General features: G+C 66.4%; 16 protein-coding genes. 6 read left to right on the top strand and 10 right to left on the bottom strand.

What is annotated here, in order from left to right:
* Nucleotides 1-11 precede the first annotated feature (11 nt).
* From CHB73_RS16415 to CHB73_RS07400, 4 genes are all read right to left on the bottom strand, one after another.
* Entirely contained in the window at nucleotides 12-824 is an 813-nt protein-coding gene (locus CHB73_RS16415; protein WP_143337333.1) for a hypothetical protein, read from the bottom strand.
* Between the two features lie 173 nt (nucleotides 825-997).
* Nucleotides 998-1,537 carry an Ivy family c-type lysozyme inhibitor gene (locus CHB73_RS07390; protein ID WP_089273674.1) on the bottom strand — a complete coding sequence of 180 codons (540 nt, stop codon included), beginning with the start codon at nucleotides 1,535-1,537 and terminating at the stop codon, nucleotides 998-1,000.
* Nucleotides 1,538-1,705: 168 nt separating this feature from the next.
* Nucleotides 1,706-2,812: an alanine dehydrogenase gene (ald, locus tag CHB73_RS07395; protein ID WP_089273676.1), complete on the bottom strand. Its 1,107-nt coding sequence runs from the start codon at nucleotides 2,810-2,812 to the stop codon at nucleotides 1,706-1,708.
* A 31-nt stretch (nucleotides 2,813-2,843) separates the two neighbouring features.
* Nucleotides 2,844-3,326 carry an Lrp/AsnC family transcriptional regulator gene (locus CHB73_RS07400; RefSeq protein WP_089273678.1) on the bottom strand — a complete coding sequence of 161 codons (483 nt, stop codon included), beginning with the start codon at nucleotides 3,324-3,326 and terminating at the stop codon, nucleotides 2,844-2,846.
* A 254-nt stretch (nucleotides 3,327-3,580) separates the two neighbouring features.
* On the opposite strand from CHB73_RS07400, the gene CHB73_RS07405 reads away from it, so the two are divergent.
* From CHB73_RS07405 to CHB73_RS07415, 3 genes are all read left to right on the top strand, one after another.
* Nucleotides 3,581-4,273, top strand: coding sequence for a MerR family transcriptional regulator (locus CHB73_RS07405; protein ID WP_089273680.1), 693 nt, complete (start codon nucleotides 3,581-3,583; stop codon nucleotides 4,271-4,273).
* A gap of 154 nt (nucleotides 4,274-4,427) precedes the next feature.
* Nucleotides 4,428-6,314 carry a molecular chaperone HtpG gene (gene htpG, locus CHB73_RS07410; protein ID WP_089273682.1) on the top strand — a complete coding sequence of 629 codons (1,887 nt, stop codon included), beginning with the start codon at nucleotides 4,428-4,430 and terminating at the stop codon, nucleotides 6,312-6,314.
* Between the two features lie 56 nt (nucleotides 6,315-6,370).
* Entirely contained in the window at nucleotides 6,371-6,673 is a 303-nt protein-coding gene (locus CHB73_RS07415) for a putative quinol monooxygenase (protein ID WP_089273684.1), read from the top strand.
* Nucleotides 6,674-6,750: 77 nt separating this feature from the next.
* Here the strand turns inward: CHB73_RS07415 and CHB73_RS17230 are convergent, their stop codons facing one another.
* The 3 genes from CHB73_RS17230 to queD are packed head-to-tail and all read right to left on the bottom strand — an operon-like array spanning nucleotide 6,751 to nucleotide 8,431.
* Entirely contained in the window at nucleotides 6,751-7,503 is a 753-nt protein-coding gene (locus CHB73_RS17230) for an RHS repeat domain-containing protein (RefSeq protein ID WP_143337334.1), read from the bottom strand.
* A 51-nt stretch (nucleotides 7,504-7,554) separates the two neighbouring features.
* A complete protein-coding gene (dtd, locus tag CHB73_RS07425; protein ID WP_089273688.1) occupies nucleotides 7,555-8,037 on the bottom strand; it encodes a D-aminoacyl-tRNA deacylase in 483 nt (160 codons plus the stop codon).
* Nucleotides 8,038-8,041: 4 nt separating this feature from the next.
* Nucleotides 8,042-8,431, bottom strand: a complete 390-nt coding sequence (gene queD / locus CHB73_RS07430; protein ID WP_089273690.1) for a 6-carboxytetrahydropterin synthase QueD — start codon at nucleotides 8,429-8,431, stop codon at nucleotides 8,042-8,044.
* 142 nt (nucleotides 8,432-8,573) lie between these two features.
* Here queD and msrB point away from each other — a divergent pair, with 142 nt between their 5' ends.
* Both msrB and CHB73_RS07440 read left to right on the top strand, forming a co-directional pair.
* The gene (msrB, locus tag CHB73_RS07435; RefSeq protein WP_089273692.1) at nucleotides 8,574-9,590 is read left to right on the top strand and encodes a peptide-methionine (R)-S-oxide reductase MsrB; all 1,017 of its coding nucleotides are present in this window, start codon (nucleotides 8,574-8,576) and stop codon (nucleotides 9,588-9,590) included.
* A 96-nt stretch (nucleotides 9,591-9,686) separates the two neighbouring features.
* Nucleotides 9,687-10,655: a sugar phosphate isomerase/epimerase family protein gene (locus CHB73_RS07440; RefSeq protein WP_235641551.1), complete on the top strand. Its 969-nt coding sequence runs from the start codon at nucleotides 9,687-9,689 to the stop codon at nucleotides 10,653-10,655.
* Nucleotides 10,656-10,969: 314 nt separating this feature from the next.
* On the opposite strand, the gene CHB73_RS07445 is transcribed toward CHB73_RS07440, so the two are convergent.
* Nucleotides 10,970-13,735, bottom strand: a complete 2,766-nt coding sequence (locus tag CHB73_RS07445; RefSeq protein ID WP_089273694.1) for a cobyric acid synthase — start codon at nucleotides 13,733-13,735, stop codon at nucleotides 10,970-10,972.
* A gap of 195 nt (nucleotides 13,736-13,930) precedes the next feature.
* On the opposite strand from CHB73_RS07445, the gene CHB73_RS07450 reads away from it, so the two are divergent.
* The gene (locus CHB73_RS07450; RefSeq protein ID WP_089273696.1) at nucleotides 13,931-15,208 is read left to right on the top strand and encodes an MFS transporter; all 1,278 of its coding nucleotides are present in this window, start codon (nucleotides 13,931-13,933) and stop codon (nucleotides 15,206-15,208) included.
* A 67-nt stretch (nucleotides 15,209-15,275) separates the two neighbouring features.
* Here CHB73_RS07450 and acs read toward each other — a convergent pair whose 3' ends face one another.
* Both acs and CHB73_RS07460 read right to left on the bottom strand, forming a co-directional pair.
* Nucleotides 15,276-17,264 carry an acetate--CoA ligase gene (acs, locus tag CHB73_RS07455; protein ID WP_089273698.1) on the bottom strand — a complete coding sequence of 663 codons (1,989 nt, stop codon included), beginning with the start codon at nucleotides 17,262-17,264 and terminating at the stop codon, nucleotides 15,276-15,278.
* A gap of 302 nt (nucleotides 17,265-17,566) precedes the next feature.
* Nucleotides 17,567-18,199, bottom strand: a complete 633-nt coding sequence (locus tag CHB73_RS07460) for a FlxA-like family protein (protein ID WP_089273700.1) — start codon at nucleotides 18,197-18,199, stop codon at nucleotides 17,567-17,569.
* Between the last annotated feature and the right edge of the window lie 29 nt (nucleotides 18,200-18,228).

Below are 18,228 nucleotides of genomic sequence, written 5' to 3' on the forward strand. Positions count from 1 at the left end.
CAAGCACAATATTAGCTAAGCAGTGTGTTTTTTAGGTAGAACATTGCTATGTTGTATATGCGATTTGCCTTCGCATCCGCAGACAAGAAGCCGTCAAAGAATGTAGCATATGCGGCGAAGTGCATATCTATAAGATCATTCCTGATTTTTTTAGGTCGCGCTTGTTGTGCTCCTCCCTTAACTCCCCACTCAAGTGCTAGCAGATACGTGCAAAGCGACACTCTGAAAATAAATGTGTTTGCGAGCTCATTAATATTGGGAAGCGTCACAACTCTCGGATGCTTTGAAAATAAGGTGACAGCAATCTCCATGATATGACGCATGGATTTATCTAGCATACTTTGTGTAAAAGCTTGGTCTGTGCGCAAAATATTTCTTTCTTCAGCTGAGTATGTTTTCGCAAAAATGTCAAAAGCTGGGGCCATTGATTCTGCATCCCTAAGAATTCTTTTTATGTTTTCACAAGCTTTTTTACTGAGAAGAAATAACTCTTGTTGTAATAGTCTATCCCCACTTTGCGCCTGTTGAATTTGTTTTGCGAATTTTTGAAAATCCCTAGTCTGCCTAGTGTCAATTAGACGTCGCTGAAGACCCGCCGCTTTTCCATTAAAACCGCATACATTAATTGTATTGTTTAGAACGAGAACTTGTTTCGGAAATTCAGAAATGATTTTCATCGACTTATAAATGCCAGTAATACTGTCGCAGCAATAGGCTTCCATCGCAGCGTATTCGCTAATTAAAACATAATTATTATGCGACCCCTGGAAGAAATGCCGTAAGGCTGGTGATGTTAGCATATTACTGTCAACAACTTTGCGCATCGTTGCCTCCTTGAAATGGCGCAGGCTATGCGTCCCAGTTTACGCCTAAGCTCTCTTCGCAGCATAATATACAATAGACATTATAACAGCAACTCTCGCACCAAATATGCCCCGCGCAAAAGCCCCCCAGCACATTCCTGCACCGGGGGCTTGTCTTTCCCTTCCTTCGTCGCCTACTTCGGCGCTTCCGCCGTGCCCAGTTGCGCAAAGGCCTCTTTCAGCGCGTCCGGCGGGTCGCCCAGCCAGAGGCTTTCGCCGTTCTGCTTCAGCAGGGCGTAGGTGGCCTTTTCCTTTTCGCAATACAGCACCACCACGCTGCCCGCCGCGCAGGCGTTGGCCTTGCACCCCTCCACGCGCAGGTACTCCGCGCCGCCAATGCTCACCAGGCGCACGGGCACCTGCGGCCCGTCAAAGCGGATGAGCCAGGTCTCCCTGCTCTTGCCGCTGCGCCGCAAAAGCGCGCGCCAGGCCGTGCTGAAGGGCGGCGTGTTGCGGATGTCGTGCCCGGTGAGCGGCTGGCCGTGCTTGCCTGTAAGGGTGCCGAGGACGCTGACGCTGCGCTGGGGCGCGGCCTGCACCGCTGGCGGCGCGGGCTGGGCAGGCTGTTGCGGCGCGCAGCCGCTGGCGCAAAGGCCGAGCAGGGCAAGTATCACGACAAGAAAGCGAGCGGCGCGGCGGGCCGCTGTGGTGAGGCTTCGCATGGGCTGATCCATTCGTATTATTCTGTATTGCGGCGGCCTTATGACGCGCCGGGGCGTTCCTTACGCCCACGCGCACCGCATCGGCAAGCACCGATTGCCGCCAGACGCAAAAAAGCCCCCGCCTCAACGCCGGAAAGGGCGTGAGACGGGGGCTGAAGCAAAGGCCCTGGCGGAGGGGGATTACGCCAAAGCCTGGGCGGGGGTAATGGCCGGAATGCCCAGGGCCTCGCCCACGGCGGGGCAGGTCAGCTTGCCCTTGTAGGTGTTGAGGCCGGCCAGCAGGGCGGGATCTTCGCGCAGGGCGTCCACGCCCTTTGCGGCCAGCTTGAGGGCGTAGGGCAGGGTCTGGTTGACCAGGGCGAAGGTGCTGGTGCGGGGCACGGCACCCGGCATGTTGGCCACGCCGTAGTGCACCACGCCGTCCACAACGTAGGTCGGCTTGTCGTGGGTGGTTGCCTTGGTGGTCTCGATGCAGCCGCCCTGGTCCACGGCCACGTCCACGATGACCGAGCCTTCGCGCATGGTGCCGATCATTTCGCGGGTGACGAGCTTCGGGGCCTTGGCGCCGGGCACCAGCACCGCGCCGATGACCAGGTCGGCCTCCTTGACGGCGGCGCGGATGTTGGGTTCGGTGGAGCTCATGGTGATGATGCGCGAGCCGAAGATGTCGTCCAGGTACTGCAGGCGCGCGTGGGAAAGGTCGAGCACGGTGACGCGGGCGCCCATGCCCACGGCGATCTTGACGGCGTTGGTGCCCACCACGCCGCCGCCGATGACCACGACGTTGGCCGGGGCCACGCCCGGCACGCCGCCCAGCAGCATTCCGCGCCCGCCCTGGGTCTTTTCCAGATAGTGAGCGCCCACCTGTGTGGCCATGCGTCCGGCCACTTCGCTCATGGGCAGCAACAGCGGCAGGGAGCGGTCGGCCAGCTGCACGGTCTCGTAGGCCACGCCGGTGGTGCCGCCGGCAAGCAGCGCCTTGGTCTGGGCCTCGTCGGCGGCCAAGTGCAGGTAGGTGAAGAGCAAAAGGTCGTTGCGCAGGTACTGGTACTCCGCGGCCATGGGCTCCTTGACCTTGATGACCATCTCCGCGCCCCAGGCCTCTGCGGCGGAAACCATTGCGGCCCCGGCGGCGACGTATTCTTCGTCCATGAGGCCGGAGCCGACGCCCGCGCCCTTCTCCACCAGCACGCTGTGGCCGCGCCGGACAAGGGTCTCCACGCCGCCGGGAGTCATGGACACGCGGTTCTCCAAGGTCTTGATCTCTTTGGGGATGCCGATGATCATGTGCTGCTCCTTGAAAGGTTGTTGTTGCAAACTATTCACTGAACCAGGTGCGAGCGCCCTTGGGAAGGGGAATCCACTTGCGCCTGGCCTTCATGACCACGAAGGATTCGCTGGAGGCGATGCCGCCGACTCCGGAAAGCGCCTTGTCGAGGAAGTTGTACAAATCGGCGATGTCCTCGCTGGTGACCAGCTCCACCAGGATGTCGTAGCGGCCGGTGACGGCGGCCGCCCAGTTGACGTCCGGCAACGCGGAGATTTCCTCCAGCTTCTGGTCCAGCTGCATCTGGCTGTGCAGCTTTATGCCCACCAGCGCCACGGAAAGCCCCTTGACCGCGGAGGGGTCCACCAGCCCGGCGACGCGCAGCAGCCCTTGCGCCACCATGTTTTTCATGCGCGCGCGGATGGTGGGGGCGGTGACGCCCAAGGTCTCGGCGAGCACTGCGGCCGAAGCCTGGCCGTCTTCCGCCAGGGCGGCGACCAAACGGCGGTCTGCGGCGTCCATGGTTTTTTTCATCTTGGCGTTTCCCCTGCTGTCGTTTTTCGTTTCCGAAAAAATGTGATGACAAAATATTTCAAAAACAAAATTCTTGTCAAGAAAAACCGGAGAATTTCCCCCTCTGCGCTGCGACTTTTTCCCGCTAGGTTTGTGCCAATGTCCCGCCTGCTGCGCAGGTCCCTTGTGGCCGCGCCGTCCTTGATGTAGGCTTGGCGGCGAAGCTCGCCCCCCGCCAGAGCTTGTCCCCGCGCATCAGATTCGAGGAGGCTGCCGTGTCGCCGGAAGAACGCTTGCTCTCCGTGGCCGAGATCGCCCGCAGGCTCTCCGTGCCGGAGTCCACCGTGCATTATTGGAAGAACCGCTTCGCCCAGCACCTGCCCAGTTCGGGCACGGGCAGGCAGAAGCGCTTCCGGCCGGAGGCCGTGGAGGTGTTCCGCGTCATCGCGGAGATGTTCAGCCTGGGGCACAGCGCACAGGACGTGATGGAGGCCTTGGGCAAGAACTTCCCCCTTACCGCCGCCTTGGACGACGCCCCCGGCGCGCAGGGGCAGGACGCCCCCTTCTCGCGCAAGCGCCCGCAGCAGCGCGAGGCGGAGAGCGCCGAGACCGCCGTGCGCATGGCCGCGGCCATTGCCAAGGAAATGGGCCAGGAGATCGCGCGCAGCATTGGCGAGGGGTTGCGCCAGCACCTTTCCGGGCTCCCGGCCGCCCTTGCCGCCGGGGAGGTCCGCGAGGCGCTGCCCCCGGCCCTGGACGCCGAGGAGATCAGCGCCATCAAGAACGCCGTGGAAGAGACCTGCGGCAAGCTGGACGCCAGCGCCGGGGAAATGGCCCGCCTGAACGCCGAGAACACCCAGCTCAAGGCCAAGCTCTCTGTGCTGGAGGCGGAACTGGTGCGCCTGCGCAAAGACCGCCGCGAGATGGAAAAGTTCCTTCTTGACAAGATAAAAGCCGTGACTACTTAACCCTTCGACGAAGGCGCCACACCTTTCGTCGCGTTCCGGGGGGCATCCTCCGGAAGCCGGAACCAAATCCTCCATGTCCTGCCAAGGCCCCGCCTCACCGCGGGGCCTTGTGCGATTGACGACACGAAAGCCCTGCACCAAGGAGAAACCGACCATGTCCACGCACGCAACCTATGAGTTCAAGGCCGAAATCAAGCAGTTGCTCGAAATCCTCGTGCATTCCCTGTACACGGATCGGGAAATATTCCTGCGCGAGCTGGTCTCCAACGCCTCCGACGCCCTGGACAAGCTGCGCATCACCGCGGCCGAGGCCACGGACGAGGCCCCGCTCGAAATCCGCATCGAGGCCGACAAGGACAAGAAGACCCTCGCCATCAGCGACAACGGCATCGGCATGACCGAGGCCGAACTGGTGGAGAACATCGGCACCATCGCCCACTCCGGCTCCGCCGCCTTCCTGAAGGCCATGAAGGAGGCCGGAAACAGCGCCGACGGCATCATCGGCCGTTTTGGCGTGGGCTTCTATTCCGTGTACATGGTGGCGCAGAGCGTGCGCATCCTCACCCGCAGCCATCGCGAAGGCGCCACCCCGGTGGAATGGATCTCCGAAGGCCAGGGCGCCTACTCCATCCGCGAGCTTTCCGGCGAGGAGGCCCAGGCCGTTGGACGCGGCACGCGCATCGAAATCAGCCTGAAGGACGATCTGGCCGAGCAGTTCACCGAGGCCGACACCCTGCGGCACATTATTCGCAAACACTCGAACTTCCTAAGCTTCCCCATAATCGTCGACGGCGAGCGGGTGAACACCGTGCCCGCCTTGTGGCGCGAGCCCAAGTTCCAGATCACCAAGGAACAGTACAAGGAGTTCTACTCCTTCCTGACCTACGACCTGGACGAGCCCATGGATACTCTGCACGTTTCGGTGGATGCGCCGGTGCAGTTCAACGCGCTCTGCTTCATCCCGAAGAAGAGCAAGGACTTCATGGGCTTCGACCGCGAGGACTGGGGGCTTGACCTCTACGTGCGCCGGGTGCTCATCCAGCGCCAGAACAAGGATCTCATTCCGCAGTACCTCATGTTCGCGCGCGGCGTGGTGGACACCGAGGACCTGCCCCTGAACATCAGCCGCGAGACCCTGCAGGACAACCGCCTCATCCGAAAGATCAACACCACCCTGACCAAGCAGATCCTCTCGCAGCTTGCCAAAATGGCCGAGGACAAGGACGCCTACGCCACGTTCTGGCGCGAGCACTCCCGCGTGTTCAAGGCCGGGTACATGGACTTCGCCAACCGCGAGGCCTTCGCCGCGCTCCTGCGCTTCAACTCCAGCTCCTGCGAGGCCGCGGACGAGCTTGTCAGCCTGGACGAGTACATCTCCCGCGCCAAGCCGGACCAGAAGCAGGTGTACTTCGCCTTCGGCCCCAGCCGCGAGGCCCTGAAGCTGAACCCGCACCTGGAGCTGTTCCGCAAGAAGGGCGTGGAGGTGCTGTACCTGTACGAACCCATCGACGAGTTCGTCATGGACGCCTTGCACACCTACAAGGAGTTCACCCTGACCCCGGCCGAGCTGGCCAAGCCGGACGATTTGGCCAAGCTGCCCGATGTGGAGCAGGCGCCCGAGGAGGCCGCAGCGGCCCCGGAGAAGGACTCTCTGGAGGCCCTGCTCGTGCGCTTCAAGGACATCCTGGGCGACGGCGTGGCCGATGTGCGCGCCACCTCGCGCCTCACCGGCAGCCCCTGCTGCCTGGTGAACCCCGACGGCCACACCACCTCCAGCATGGACAAGATCATGCGCGCCATGAACCACGACGCCTCGGTGCCCAAGAAGGTCATGGAGCTCAATCCCACCCATCCGCTGGTGCGCAACCTGGCCGACCTGCACCAGGCGGACCCGCAGGATCCTTTCGTGGAGCAGGCCGCGCGCCAGCTGTTTGAGTCCGCCCTGCTGCTGGAAGGCTACCTCTCCGACCCCCACGCCCTTGTGGGACGCGTGCAGGACCTGCTTTCCAAGGCCAGCGGCTGGTACGCCAAGTCGAAATAACCGCGTCCGGGGGGACTGTTTTGGCAGTCTCCCCGCGCCCCCTGCGAGGCCGCCCCATGACCGATGTCGCTGAAACCGTTCTGCTTGCCGAAATGCGGCTGGCGCAGCCAGCCGACCCCGAGACCCGCGAGCGCCTGGCGCAGCTTGTGCTGGCCGTGCGCCAGGAACCGGGCTGCCTGGAATACGCTGCCCACCTCGATGCCGACGACCCCGCGCGCATCGTCTTCTACGAGCGCTGGCAAAGCCGCGAGGCCTTGGAAACCCACGCCGAGGCTCCGGCCCTGTCCGCTTGGCGGGCCTTCGCCATGCCGCGCGCCCTGGGCCTGCCGAAGCTCACGTTTCTGCACAGGCTCGCTTAGCGCAGAGGAGCGCGGCGACTCAGGGGCGCCGCCGTCGGCCCGCTCAAGGGAAGAAAGGAAACACCCGGTCGCGCGTTTCAAGAGTGCCGACGGGGCGAGGAGAGTGTAGCTCCCCGCCCCGTTTTCTTTCCCTCCAGCCCCCACACGTCCACCCGGTTTACCGGGTCATCCACGCAATAGCCGTACCAGTCGCTGTCGCCGCCTTTGTCGCCCAGCGGGTCCAGGGCGGTAAAGCGCCCGGTGTCCGCGTCGTAGTCGCGCCAGACGAAGCGCGTCAGGCCGGTGTCGGCGTCAAAGAGCCCGCCCGCGAAGCCGATGGGCAGGCGCACCGCTCTGCCGTGCGTTTCCAGCAGATTCCCGAAGGCATCGTACCGCATTGCCTGTACAATGTTTCCGTCAAGGTCGACAAGGGCAATCGGCGTGCCCAACTGGTCGGCAACAATGAGAAAAGAGCTTGAGCCGTCAGTGAGGCCAACAGGCGTACGACTCGGGCGCTCGGGGTCGTACGCCAGCCGCCACCAGCGCTCACCGTCGAAGAACTCCTCCACCCGCAGCGGGTCCCGCCACTGGTATGCCTCGACGAGTCGGCCGTTTGCACGCTTCTCGCGTCGCAATGAGAGAAATGAGGAGGGCCTGGGGGGCTGCATGGGGGCTCCTGGCGTTTGCGCGCCAGACGAAATGCCCGGCGCAAATGTCGCAAGGATACCACTGGGTTTTGGGGTCGGGCACAAACGGAATGCTCTTGGACGGGAAAGGGTCGAAAAGTGTGGATTGACAGAGCGTTGGATGGGGTCACGGGCTGTCGTCCCCCCGCCAACGGGCCGCGGCATTTGGCGGGAGAGGGTGAAGCTGGGGACGATGGTTGCACTCGGCAACCGTTGTCAATCGTAGTCCGCGGAGTCGAGCAGGATGGTCACCGGACCCCAGTTGACGAAGTCCAGGCGCATTTCGGCCCCGAAGACGCCGGTGGCGAAGGGGCCGGGACACCGGGCCGAAAGGTCGGCGGCCAGGCGGTCGTAGAGGCTGCGGGCCAGCTCCGGCGGCGCGGCGTTGCTGAAGGAGGGCCGCCTGCCCCGGCGCGCGTCCGCGTACAGGGTGAACTGGGACACCAGCAGCAGCCCCCCGCCCAGGCCCGTTGCCGCCGTGTCGCGCAGGCTCAGGTTCAGCTTGCCCTCCGCATCCGGGAAGATGCGCAGGTCCAGCACCTTGTCGCACAGCGTGCGCCAGATTTTGCCACCGGGCAGATCCGGGCCGTCGCTTTGGCCGAACCCCGCCAGGACCAGCAGGCCCTGGCCGATCTCTCCCACCGTGCGGGCGTCCACCTCCACGTGGGCGCGCTCCACGCGTTGCAGCAGCAGGCGCACAGGGTCAATCCTCCAGGTAGGTGGCGCGGGAGGTGCCTTTTTCCGACACGCTGACGCTCACGAGCCGGGCCTGCGGAGCCAGGGCCGCCAGCTTCTCCCTGATGCCCTGGTACAGGTGCCGGGCGATGTTCTCGCTGGACGGGTTGCGCTCGGCAAAGGCGGGCAGGTCGTTCAGATGCGCGTGGTCCAGGGCGTCCACGGCCTCGCGGGCAAGCCGCTTGAGCTCGCCGAAGTCCACCAGGATCTCCACGGCCGGGTCCAGCTCGCTGCCCTCCACCTCCACGCTGACGCCGAAGTTGTGCCCGTGCAGGTGCTCGCACTTGCCGTTGTAGTTGCGCAACTGGTGCGATGCGCAGAAGCCTTCGTCGATGGTGAGCCGCCATTTTCCGGCCATGGGACGCTCCTTTGTTGTGGGCAGGGATATGGGGCCTGGGCGGCGGTTGTCAACCACAGGGGCGCGGCCGGGGCGTTGACAATCCCGCAGACCTGGCTACAGTTTTCCGATGCTCCGGACTCCCAGCCACGAGGAGAGCGTCATGGCCGTCGATCCCTTTCCCGCCGCCACCTTTGCGGGCGGCTGCTTCTGGTGCCTGGAGGCCGACCTCCGGCATGTGCCGGGCGTGTTCGCGGCCATGCCCGGCTACACGGGCGGTCAGACCCCGAACCCCGGCTACGAGGAGGTCTGCCAGGGCCATACGGGCCACTATGAAGCCGTGCAGTTCCGCTTCGATCCGGGCCTTGTGGACTACCGGGCGCTGGTGGACTGGTTCTGGCGGCGCATCGACCCCTGCAACGCCCACGGCCAGTTCTGCGACCATGGCCCGCAATACCTCCCGGCCATCTTCTTCCACGATGCGGCCCAGCGGCGCGACGCGCGCGACTCCATGGCCGCCCTGACCGCCCTGGGCCTGCTGCCTGGTCCCAACGTCACCGCATTGTTGCCCGCCGGACCGTTCCACCCGGCCGAGGCGTTTCATCAGGAGTACAGCCGCAAAGAGCCGCGCCGCTACCAGCAGTACCGCCTGGGCTGCGGCCGCGATGCCACCCTGGAGCGGCTGTGGGGGCCGGAAGCTGCGGACCCGCTCTTGGGCTACGTTCCGCGCCTGCCCAAGGGCGCGCCCCCGGACGATGTGCTGCGCGCCCGGCTCTCGCCCCTGGCCTATCGCGTGACGCGGGAGCAGGGCACGGAGCCGCCCTTTGACAACGCCTACTGGAATGAGCACCGGGACGGCCTCTATGTGGATCCGGTGAGCGGCGCGCCGCTGTTCTCAAGCCGGGACAAGTTCGACTCCGGCACGGGCTGGCCCAGCTTCGCCAGGCCCCTCATGCCCGGCAACCTCGTCACCCGCCGGGACACGAGCCTGCTGTCCCCGCGTACCGAGGTGCTGGCCTGGCATTCGGGCAGCCACCTTGGGCACGTGTTCCCGGACGGCCCCCGTGAGCTGGGCGGAATGCGCTATTGCATGAATTCCGTCAGCCTGCGTTTCATTCCCCTGGCGGAGCTGGAGCAGGAGGGCTACGGCCGCTACGCCGGGCTCTTCTCCCCCCGGTAGAACGCCCGTGGGGCAAAGCACGCCGTTCACCAGCGGCGGGCGTCCGTTCCCCGGTTTTGCGTTGCGCCTGGACAAGGCAAGGCGCATTCCGGCTTTATGGACAGCCATCCCCAGCCAGCGCGCCAGTCAGCGCGTCAGTCGGCATCGGTCGCCGACGCCGCACAGCCCCCGCCCGCCATGTCGGCGGCCGGACGCGCCGCGCCCCTGCCCTTGCTGTCCACGGGCTCGCTGTTCCATCTGCCCCTGCCGCACATCGCCCGCATCGCGCGGGCAGCGGGCTTCCAAGGGCTCGATCTGGTCATGGGCTCGCCGAAAATCGGCCCCGGCCCGGACCTGGACGCCGCCCACGCCCTGTGCCCGGTGCATGTGATCCACGCGCCCTTCCGCAACTGGAGCGCCTGGGGCGGGCACATGGACGCCTGGCGCGCCGCCGTGGCCCTGGCAGGGAGGCTGCGCTGCGAGGCCAACGGCCGCGCCGTGCACGTGACCCTGCACCCGCCCGCGGGCACCCTGCGCGACGCCATCCAGACCCGTTGGTTCGCCAGGGCCGTGGGCCTGCCCCGGCTGCTGGACGCGGAGCCCGGCGTGGACCTCTCCCTGGAAAATCTGCCCTGGGCCGCAGGCGCGCTCTTTGGCCGCGACAACCTGGCCGCCCTGGTGGAGCAGTGCCGCGAAAAACAGCTGGGCCTGACCCTGGACTGTTGCCACCTGGGGGTGTCCGGCCGCGACATCCTGGCGGATCTGGAACGCATTCCGGCCGGGCTGGTGCGGCATGTGCACTGCTCGGACGCGGCGGGCTACATGGAGCACCTGCCGCCAGGGGCTGGGGAGCTGCCCGTGGGGCCGTTTTTGGCGCGGCTGGGCAGCCTGTGCGCGGGCCATGCCCCCACCGTGAGCCTGGAGCTGGACCCTGCGCATCTGCCTGAGGACGAGGACGGCCAGACGCGCAGCCTGGACGCCCTGCGCAGGGGCGTGGAGGCGGCCCTGTCCGGGCGGCCTCCGGAGGCCTGGGCGGGCCGCTCCGGGGGGCGCGAGGCCGGGACTGCCCTGGCCGCTCTGGGCTGACGGGCTTCCGAAGCCTTCCGCCGCAGACGGCCCGTCCGGCGCGCCGTTTGCCGGGCCTGAGGCGTTTCCGGTTTGAGGCGCAACCGCACCTGCCCGAACACGCCGTTGGCCAACGGCAAGGCCATGGGGAGACGGCGCTTCGACGTTCGGCGGAAACAGCCAGCCCCGCCAGTTCAAGGGAAAGAGCTGACGAGCCGCCCCGCCGCCCCGCTGGCCCGCCGTGCTCGATGTCTCTCGCAATCACAGAGCGGCACAAGCCGACCCCCGGTCGGCCGGATCCGGCAGGCCGGGGACCATGGCTTGCCGCGCCGCACCTAGCTCAGCAGGCCGCCGGGCTTCTGCAGGCCCATGATTTGATACACCCGCGCCATGTCCAGGTGCTGGCGCAGGGCGTCGGCCAGGCGCTCCAGGGCGGGCTCCAGGCCGAAGCGCGTCTGCGGTGCGCCCAGGGGCGCAAGACCCTTGCGCGCACGCACTCCGTCCAGCACGTAGCGGCGGAAGCCGTCGTCGTCGAACACCCCGTGTACATAGGTGCCCCAGACGCGCGGCAGGCCGAAGGCCTCTGGCCGGGCCTCGGCGAGGCCGAAGGCCAGGGCCCGGCCAGACGCGTCCGCGAGCAGCGGTTCTGCGGCCTGGCCAACCGCCAGGCTGGCGATGTCGGCGTCCAACACCGTGTCGCCGTGGTGGATCTCGTAGCCGCGCACCGCGCAGCCAGAGGCCGCGTGCACGAGGCCGACGCGGGTGAGGGTCTTGCCGGGCTTGAGCTCCGTGCGCAGGGGCAGCAGGCCGAAGCCTTCGGCCTCGCGCTGGCTGGACTCCAGGCCATGGGGATCGGCCACGCCCAGGCCGAGCATTTGCAGTCCCGCGCAGATGCCCACAACGCTGGCCGTGGGCGGCAGGGCGCGCAGGGCCGCGGCCAGGCCCGCGCCGCGCAGAGCCCGCATGTCGTCGATGGTGTTCTTGCTGCCGGGCAGGATGACCAGGTCCGGCGCGCCCAGCTCGCGGGGATCCTGCACCAGGCGCAGGCGCACATCCGGCTCGGCCGCCAGGGGGTCCAGGTCGTTGAAGTTGGCGATGCGCGCGGGAACCACAACGGCTACGTCCAACGCATCCGCATGTTTGCCGGAGTTGTCTCCAACAACGTTGCGGACGCCCAGGGAGTCCTCCTCGGGCAGGGCCCCGCCGGAGAGCTCCGGCAGCCAGGGGACGACGCCCAGCACGGGCCGCCCGGTGCGGCGGTACAAAAAGTCCAGGGCCGGGCCGAGGATGCTTGCGTCGCCCCGGAATTTGTTCAGCACATGCCCGGCCACCAGGGCGCGCTCGGCCTCGTCCAGGATGTCGAAGGTGCCGGAGAGCGCGGCGAACACCCCGCCCCGGTCGATGTCGCCCACCAGCAGCACCTTGGCCTGGGCGTGCAGGGCCATCTTCATGTTCACGATGTCCTGGTCCTTGAGATTCACCTCCGCCGGGCTGCCCGCGCCCTCCAGCACCATGACCTGATGCTCGGCGCTGAGACTGTCGTAGGCGCTGGTCACGGCCTCCCAGGCCTTGGGCTTGAAGGCGTGGTACTCGCGCACGTTCATCACGCCCACGGCGTGGCCGTGCAGCAGCACCTGCGATCCGGTTTCGCCCGTGGGCTTGAGCAGCACCGGGTTCATGCGGGCGTCCGGGGTCAGGCGGCAGGCCTGGGCCTGGGTGGCCTGGGCGCGGCCGATCTCGCGGCCGTCCGGCGTGACGGCGGAATTGTTGGACATATTCTGGGCCTTGAACGGGGCCACGTCGAAGCCGTCCTCCAGCAGGATGCGGCAGAGCCCGGCGGCCAGCACGCTTTTGCCCGCATTGGAGCAGGTGCCCTGAACCATGAGGGCCGGAATCTTGCGCCGCACGATGGCGGCCGGGGCCTTGGCCACGCCGGAGAAGCGGGCCAGGGCCTCCACCAGCCGGGCGTTTTCCTCCTTGGGGCGCACCGCGATGCGGAAGGAGCTGTCGTCCAGGCCCTCGAAGTTGGCGCACAGGCGGATGGCCAGCCCCTCGGAAAGCAGGCGCTCGAAGAGCGGGGCCGCGCTCATTCCCACGCGGTCCAGACGGCAGAGCAGGAAGTTGGCCTGGGAGGGGAACACGCGTAGGCCGGGGATCTCGCGCAGTTCCGCCGCAAGGGCCTCGCGCAGGGCCGCTGTCTCGCGGATGCTGCGTTGGCGGTATTCCAGGTCGCGCAGGCAGCGCGCGCCCACCTTTTGCGCCAGGGTGCCCACGTTCCAGGGCGGCAGCCGCCTGCGCAGGGCCTGGGCGTTGTCTGGCGAGGCGAAGCAGAGCCCCAGGCGCAGGCCGGGCACGGCGTAGAACTTGGTGAGCGACACCAGGACGATGACGTTGTCCGGCCGCTGGCGCACCAGCCTGCCCGCCCCGCCCGCGGCCTCGTCGTCGATGCCGGGCACGAAGTCGGCGAAGCTCTCGTCCACCACGAACAGGCATTTAGGGAAGGCGCGGGCCAGGTCGCGCACGTGGCGGGCCGGTATGCACACGCCCGTGGGGTTGCCGGGACTGGTCAGGAGCACCAATGCGGGCGTTTCCAGCCGGGCGGCGAGCCCCTCCATATCCGGGGCGAAGCCCTTTTGCGCGGTGCAGGGCAGGGTTTCCACGGCAAGGCCCGCCTGGCGGCAGCAGCGGTCCTGGTCCACGTAGGCGGGCACGGGGATGATGGCCCGCGAGAGGCCTTGGCGCGCGGCCAGGCGGCAGATCTCGGGCAACAGCTCCGAGGCGCCGCTGCCCGCAACGGCCTGGGTGGGCCAGACCTTGTACAGCTCGCAGGCGGCCAGGGTCAGGTCGCTCGCCTCGGGGTCCGGGTAGTGGCGCACCTGGGCCAGCGCGTCGGACACGGCCTCTGGCAGCCAGGGGGGCGGGCCAAGGGGGTTCAGGCTGGCCGAGAAGTCGATGAGCTCTTCGGGCCGCACGCCCGCGCGCTCGGCCAGCTTCCAGACGTTGCCGCCGTGGGCGTAGCGGTCGGCCGCGTGGACCGGGGAAGCGATGGTTCCCAGCAGTCCGGACGCTCCCGTGTCTCCGCCAAGCAGACTCTGTCGCATGGGACGCTCCTTGCTTGAATGGGCTCGCACTTGAGCACCTGTAGCCCCATTGGCCGCCTTGGGCAACAGGAGGGCGGGAGAATGGGCGAGCGGGGCATTGCGCCGTCGCAACGCGCGGGCAAGGGCTCACGCCTTGACCTGAGGCCCTGTGCGGGGCTAGCGCAGGCCACCGGGCACGACGCCCGAGGAGACGCGATGCCCAGCCCCCGCCCCCCGCTGTTCACCTTCCGTTTTCTGGCCCTGTGCCTGCTCATGCTCTTGGCCTATTGCAACATATCGGTCTTCTACAACCTGTACCCATACATGGAGCAGCTTGGCGTGCCCCAGGCCTGGCGAGGAACCATCATCTCCGCCTCGTCCGTGGCCACCATAGCGGGCTTTCTGCTCATCACGCCGCGTATCGGCGTGCACAGCGCGCCCTGGGTCATTCTCGCGGGCATAGGGCTGCTTGTGGCCTGTGGGGTGGGCTATCTGCACGTGACGGGCGTTCCCGGTTTGTTCGCCTTGCGCATCATGAACGGCGCGGGCATCGCCCTGGTGACGGCCTCGGCCACCACGCTGCTGGTGGCGCACATCGCCCCGGAGCGCAGCGGCCAGGCCTTTGGCGTATACTCCATCGCCGCATTGCTGCCGTATTCCATCGTGCCCTTCGTGTTCGACCACCTGCCCGTGCCGCTCTCCTCCCCGGCGGAAGGCTACGCGGCCATGTCTCTTGCCCTTGCGCCCGCCGCCTTGCTGGCCCTTGCCCTGGCGCGCGGCCGCTGCGGGCGTGACGCCGGGCCGGAGCGCGCCGGGGCCGCCACGATGCTCAAGAGCCTGCGCACCCCGCAAACCGCGTTGCTGCTGCTCATGAACATCGTCTACTACCTCAATTTCTCTTCCTTGTTCTTCTTGTCCAAGACGCTGTTCGCGGCCCGGGGCCTGGGCGGCGTGGGCGTGTTCTTCAGCATCCAGACCATGGTGATGCTGGCCATCCGCGTGCTGGGCTCGCGCCTGTTCGACGAAATCCAGAAGCCGTTGCTGGTCCTGTGGTGCTATGGGCTCACCGCGCTGGGCTTCGGCATGTTGGGGGCCACGCGGGGCGAGGGCATGGCCGTGGCCACGGCGCTGGTGCTGGGGCTGGGCATGGGGGTGGGGCCGCCGTCCATGAACGCGTTGATGTTCGCGCTTTCCGAGCGCCGGGTGCAGGCGGTGAACTCCAACCTCATGGTCATGGCCCTGCAGGCGGGCAATTTCCTGGGCCCGATTCTGGGCGGCGCGGCCGTTGGGCTGCTTGGGCATGACGGTTTTTTGGGCGTGGGCGGCCTGAGTTGCCTGGTCGGCATGTGGCTGGCGCTGCTGTTTTTGCGCCGGGGCTGGACCGGCGGGGCCGGGCGCGAAGGGAAGGGGCTGCTGGACGGCGGGCCGGGGCGAAAAAAAGACCCGGCGAACACGCCGGGCGCTCTGCAAGGCCGGGAAAAGCGTACGATTTGAGACTCCGGGGGGTCAAGCGGGGGCGGCCGATCCGCCCCCGCAACCCCGGATGATTCCTGGGTCGGCGCTACTGACCCAGGAGGTCCTTCTTTCCTTCCACCAGGCTGGTGATCACGGTGGGATCCGCCAGCGTGGAGGTGTCGCCGAAATCCTCGATCTGCCCTTCGGCGATCTTGCGCAGGATGCGGCGCATGATTTTGCCGGAGCGGGTCTTGGGCAGCCCGTCCGTGAACTGGATGACCTCCGGCGTGGCGATGGGGCCGATCTCCTTGCGCACGTGGCCCACAAGCTCCTTGCGCAGGCCGTCGGACTCCTCGATGCCGCTCTTCAAGGTGACGTAGGCATAAATGCCCTGGCCCTTGATGTGGTGCGGCATTCCCACCACGGCGGCCTCGGCCACGCTCGGATGCGCCACCAGGGCGGATTCAATCTCCGCCGTGCCCAGGCGGTGGCCGGAGACGTTGATGACGTCATCCAGGCGTCCCATTATCCAAAAGTAGCCGTCCTTGTCCACCCTGGCGCCGTCCCCGGCCTCGTACATGCCGGGGAAGCGGTCGAAGTAGGTCTTGCGGTAGCGTTCGGGGTCGCCGAACACGCCGCGCAGCATTCCCGGCCACGGCTTCTTGACGACCAGGTGCCCGCCTTCGTCGGGTCCGGCGTCGGAGCCGTCGGCCCGGACGATGGCCGCGGCCACGCCCGGCAGGGGGCGGGTGGCGCTGCCCGGCTTGAGCGGCGTCGCGCCCGGCAGGGCGGAGATCATGATGCCGCCGGTCTCGGTCTGCCACCAGGTGTCCACGATGGGCGTGCGTTTGCCGCCCACGTTCTCATAATACCACATCCAGGCCTCGGGGTTGATGGGCTCGCCCACGCTGCCCAGGATGCGCAGGCTCGTGAGGTCGTGCTTTTTCGGCCAGTCGGTTCCCTCGCGCATGAGCGCGCGGATGGCCGTGGGCGCGGTGTAGAAGATGTTGACCTTGAATTTTTCCACGATCTTCCAGAAACGGTCCGGCTTGGGGAAGCTGGGCACGCCCTCGAACATGATGCTGGTGGCCCCGAGCGCCAGCGGGCCATACACGATGTAGCTGTGCCCGGTGATCCAGCCCACGTCGGCGGTGCACATGTAGACATCGTCGTCCTTGACATCGAACACCCACTGGGTGGTGTGGGCCGCGTAGGTGAGGTAGCCGCCTGTGGTGTGGACCACGCCCTTGGGCTTGCCCGTGGAGCCGGAGGTGTAGAGGATGAACAGCGGGTCCTCGGCGTCCATCTTCTCGTAGGGGCACTCGCCGCTGATGTCCTCGGCGGCCATGGCCTCGTGCCACCAGATGTCGCGGCCTTCGACCATGCGGATATCAATGCCCGCGCGCTTGACCACCACGCACTGCTCCACGCTGGGGCAGGTCTTGAGGGCCTCGTCCACGTTGCCCTTGAGGGGAATGGCGCGGCCGCCGCGCAGCACGGCGTCGGCGGTCAAAAGCACCTTGGCCTGGCAGTCGTCGATGCGGTTTTGCAGGCTGACGGCGGAAAATCCCGCGAAGACGATGGAGTGCGTGGCGCCGATGCGCGTGCAGGCCAGCATGGCGATGGCCAGTTCCGGGATCATGGGCAGGTACAGGGCCACGCGGTCGCCGCGGCCCACGCCCAGCTTGCGCAGCAGGTTGGCGCAGCGGCACACCTCGGTGTACAGCATCTGATAGGTGAAGACCTTCACGTCGTCCTCGGGCTCGCCCTGCCAGATGATGGCGGCCTTGTTGCGGCGGCCGTCGGTGAGGTGGCGGTCCAGGCAGTTGGCCGAGACGTTCAGCTTGCCGTCGCCGAACCACTTGATGCAGGGCGTGGTCATGTCCGCCTCAAGCACCTTGGTGAAGGGCTTGTCCCAGTGCAGGAGCTCGCGGGAGCGTTCCGCCCAGAATCCTTCGGGGTCCTGGTCGGCGCGCGCGTACAGCGCCTCGTAGTCGGCCATGGACGCGACGTAGGCGTTCTGCTGCACGCCCTTGGGCGGGTCGAAGGTGCGGCCCTCGTGCTGCATGGTCTCGATGGTGTTTTCTTCGCTCATATCCCTCACTCCTGCCTTGTCGTTGGGGTGCGCCAGCGCCAGTGCGCAGCGGAATCCGCAGCGGTCCTCGCCGATGTGTTCTTGACCTGCCCCGGTCCTACGTCAGGAAGCAAGGCCTTGGCCCGTGTTCTTCGGTGAACGGCGAAAAAGCCAAAGTGAACGGCGATGGAGGGGGCAAGGCCGGATATGTGCGGATTTTCACGAAAAGAAACGGCCGCCCGCCGTGGTTCTGGCGTGCGGCCGCAGGTTCTTCGGCGCGGGGCGGCAACATGGAAGGGCAGAAGAGGCGTTGGCGTATCGCTTTATTTGGCGTCGCCCCCGCCCGTATCGGTGGGGAGCATGTGCGATGTCATCTGGAAGGACGCCCCTTCCGCCCGCGTGCCGCCCATGTAGGTCAGCGGGTCTCCTGCGCTCATGGCCTTGGCCTTCACCAGCTGGTTTTGCAGGGACAGCAGTTGCTGTTGCAGCTCCTGCACTCTGACCCGCTTCTGCTCCTCGGTCAGGCTGGAGTCGTTCTGCACCTCCTTGATCTGTTCCTGAAGCTTTTGGATTTCCTTGAGGATTTTCTCGTATGTGCTGTTGGCCGTCTCGTTGCCGTCATAGGCGCTGACAGCGGCTTGGGCCTCGCGCGCCGAAGCGCTTAGGCTGAGCGCCCCGCCCTGGCCTGAGGCGTCGCCGGACCCGGAAGCGTCGGCGGATTCTTCTCCCTGCGTGACCGCGGCGGTCTCGTCCGTGGCCTGCGCGCCGTCTTCTCCGGTCGCTGCCAGGGCGGCCAGGGCGCGCCCCTGCTCGGAGATATCCACGGTGTCGGCCTCGGCCACGCCGCCGCGCTGCTCGGTGAGGACGGAGGTTTTCGTTTTCTTGCTCAAGGCCGAAATGGTCAGGCCGTCCGCTCCCTCCGCCTGGACGCCATCATTGATGCCAGTGATGCGCATGATCGCCTCCTCGTGCATGTGTATGGGTT

It is taken from the genome of Humidesulfovibrio mexicanus, assembly GCF_900188225.1.
Lineage (GTDB): Bacteria > Desulfobacterota > Desulfovibrionia > Desulfovibrionales > Desulfovibrionaceae > Humidesulfovibrio > Humidesulfovibrio mexicanus.

Coding starts and splice junctions, on each gene's coding strand:
- CHB73_RS16415 (WP_143337333.1), bottom strand. CDS start 824: ATGCGCAAAGTTGTTGACAGTAATATGCTAACATCACCAGCCTTACGG.
- CHB73_RS07390 (WP_089273674.1), bottom strand. CDS start 1,537: ATGGATCAGCCCATGCGAAGCCTCACCACAGCGGCCCGCCGCGCCGCT.
- ald (WP_089273676.1), bottom strand. CDS start 2,812: ATGATCATCGGCATCCCCAAAGAGATCAAGACCTTGGAGAACCGCGTG.
- CHB73_RS07400 (WP_089273678.1), bottom strand. CDS start 3,326: ATGAAAAAAACCATGGACGCCGCAGACCGCCGTTTGGTCGCCGCCCTG.
- htpG (WP_089273682.1), top strand. CDS start 4,428: ATGTCCACGCACGCAACCTATGAGTTCAAGGCCGAAATCAAGCAGTTG.
- CHB73_RS07415 (WP_089273684.1), top strand. CDS start 6,371: ATGACCGATGTCGCTGAAACCGTTCTGCTTGCCGAAATGCGGCTGGCG.
- CHB73_RS17230 (WP_143337334.1), bottom strand. CDS start 7,503: ATGCCGCGGCCCGTTGGCGGGGGGACGACAGCCCGTGACCCCATCCAA.
- queD (WP_089273690.1), bottom strand. CDS start 8,431: ATGGCCGGAAAATGGCGGCTCACCATCGACGAAGGCTTCTGCGCATCG.
- msrB (WP_089273692.1), top strand. CDS start 8,574: ATGGCCGTCGATCCCTTTCCCGCCGCCACCTTTGCGGGCGGCTGCTTC.
- CHB73_RS07440 (WP_235641551.1), top strand. CDS start 9,687: ATGGACAGCCATCCCCAGCCAGCGCGCCAGTCAGCGCGTCAGTCGGCA.
- CHB73_RS07445 (WP_089273694.1), bottom strand. CDS start 13,735: ATGCGACAGAGTCTGCTTGGCGGAGACACGGGAGCGTCCGGACTGCTG.
- CHB73_RS07450 (WP_089273696.1), top strand. CDS start 13,931: ATGCCCAGCCCCCGCCCCCCGCTGTTCACCTTCCGTTTTCTGGCCCTG.
- acs (WP_089273698.1), bottom strand. CDS start 17,264: ATGAGCGAAGAAAACACCATCGAGACCATGCAGCACGAGGGCCGCACC.
- CHB73_RS07460 (WP_089273700.1), bottom strand. CDS start 18,199: ATGCGCATCACTGGCATCAATGATGGCGTCCAGGCGGAGGGAGCGGAC.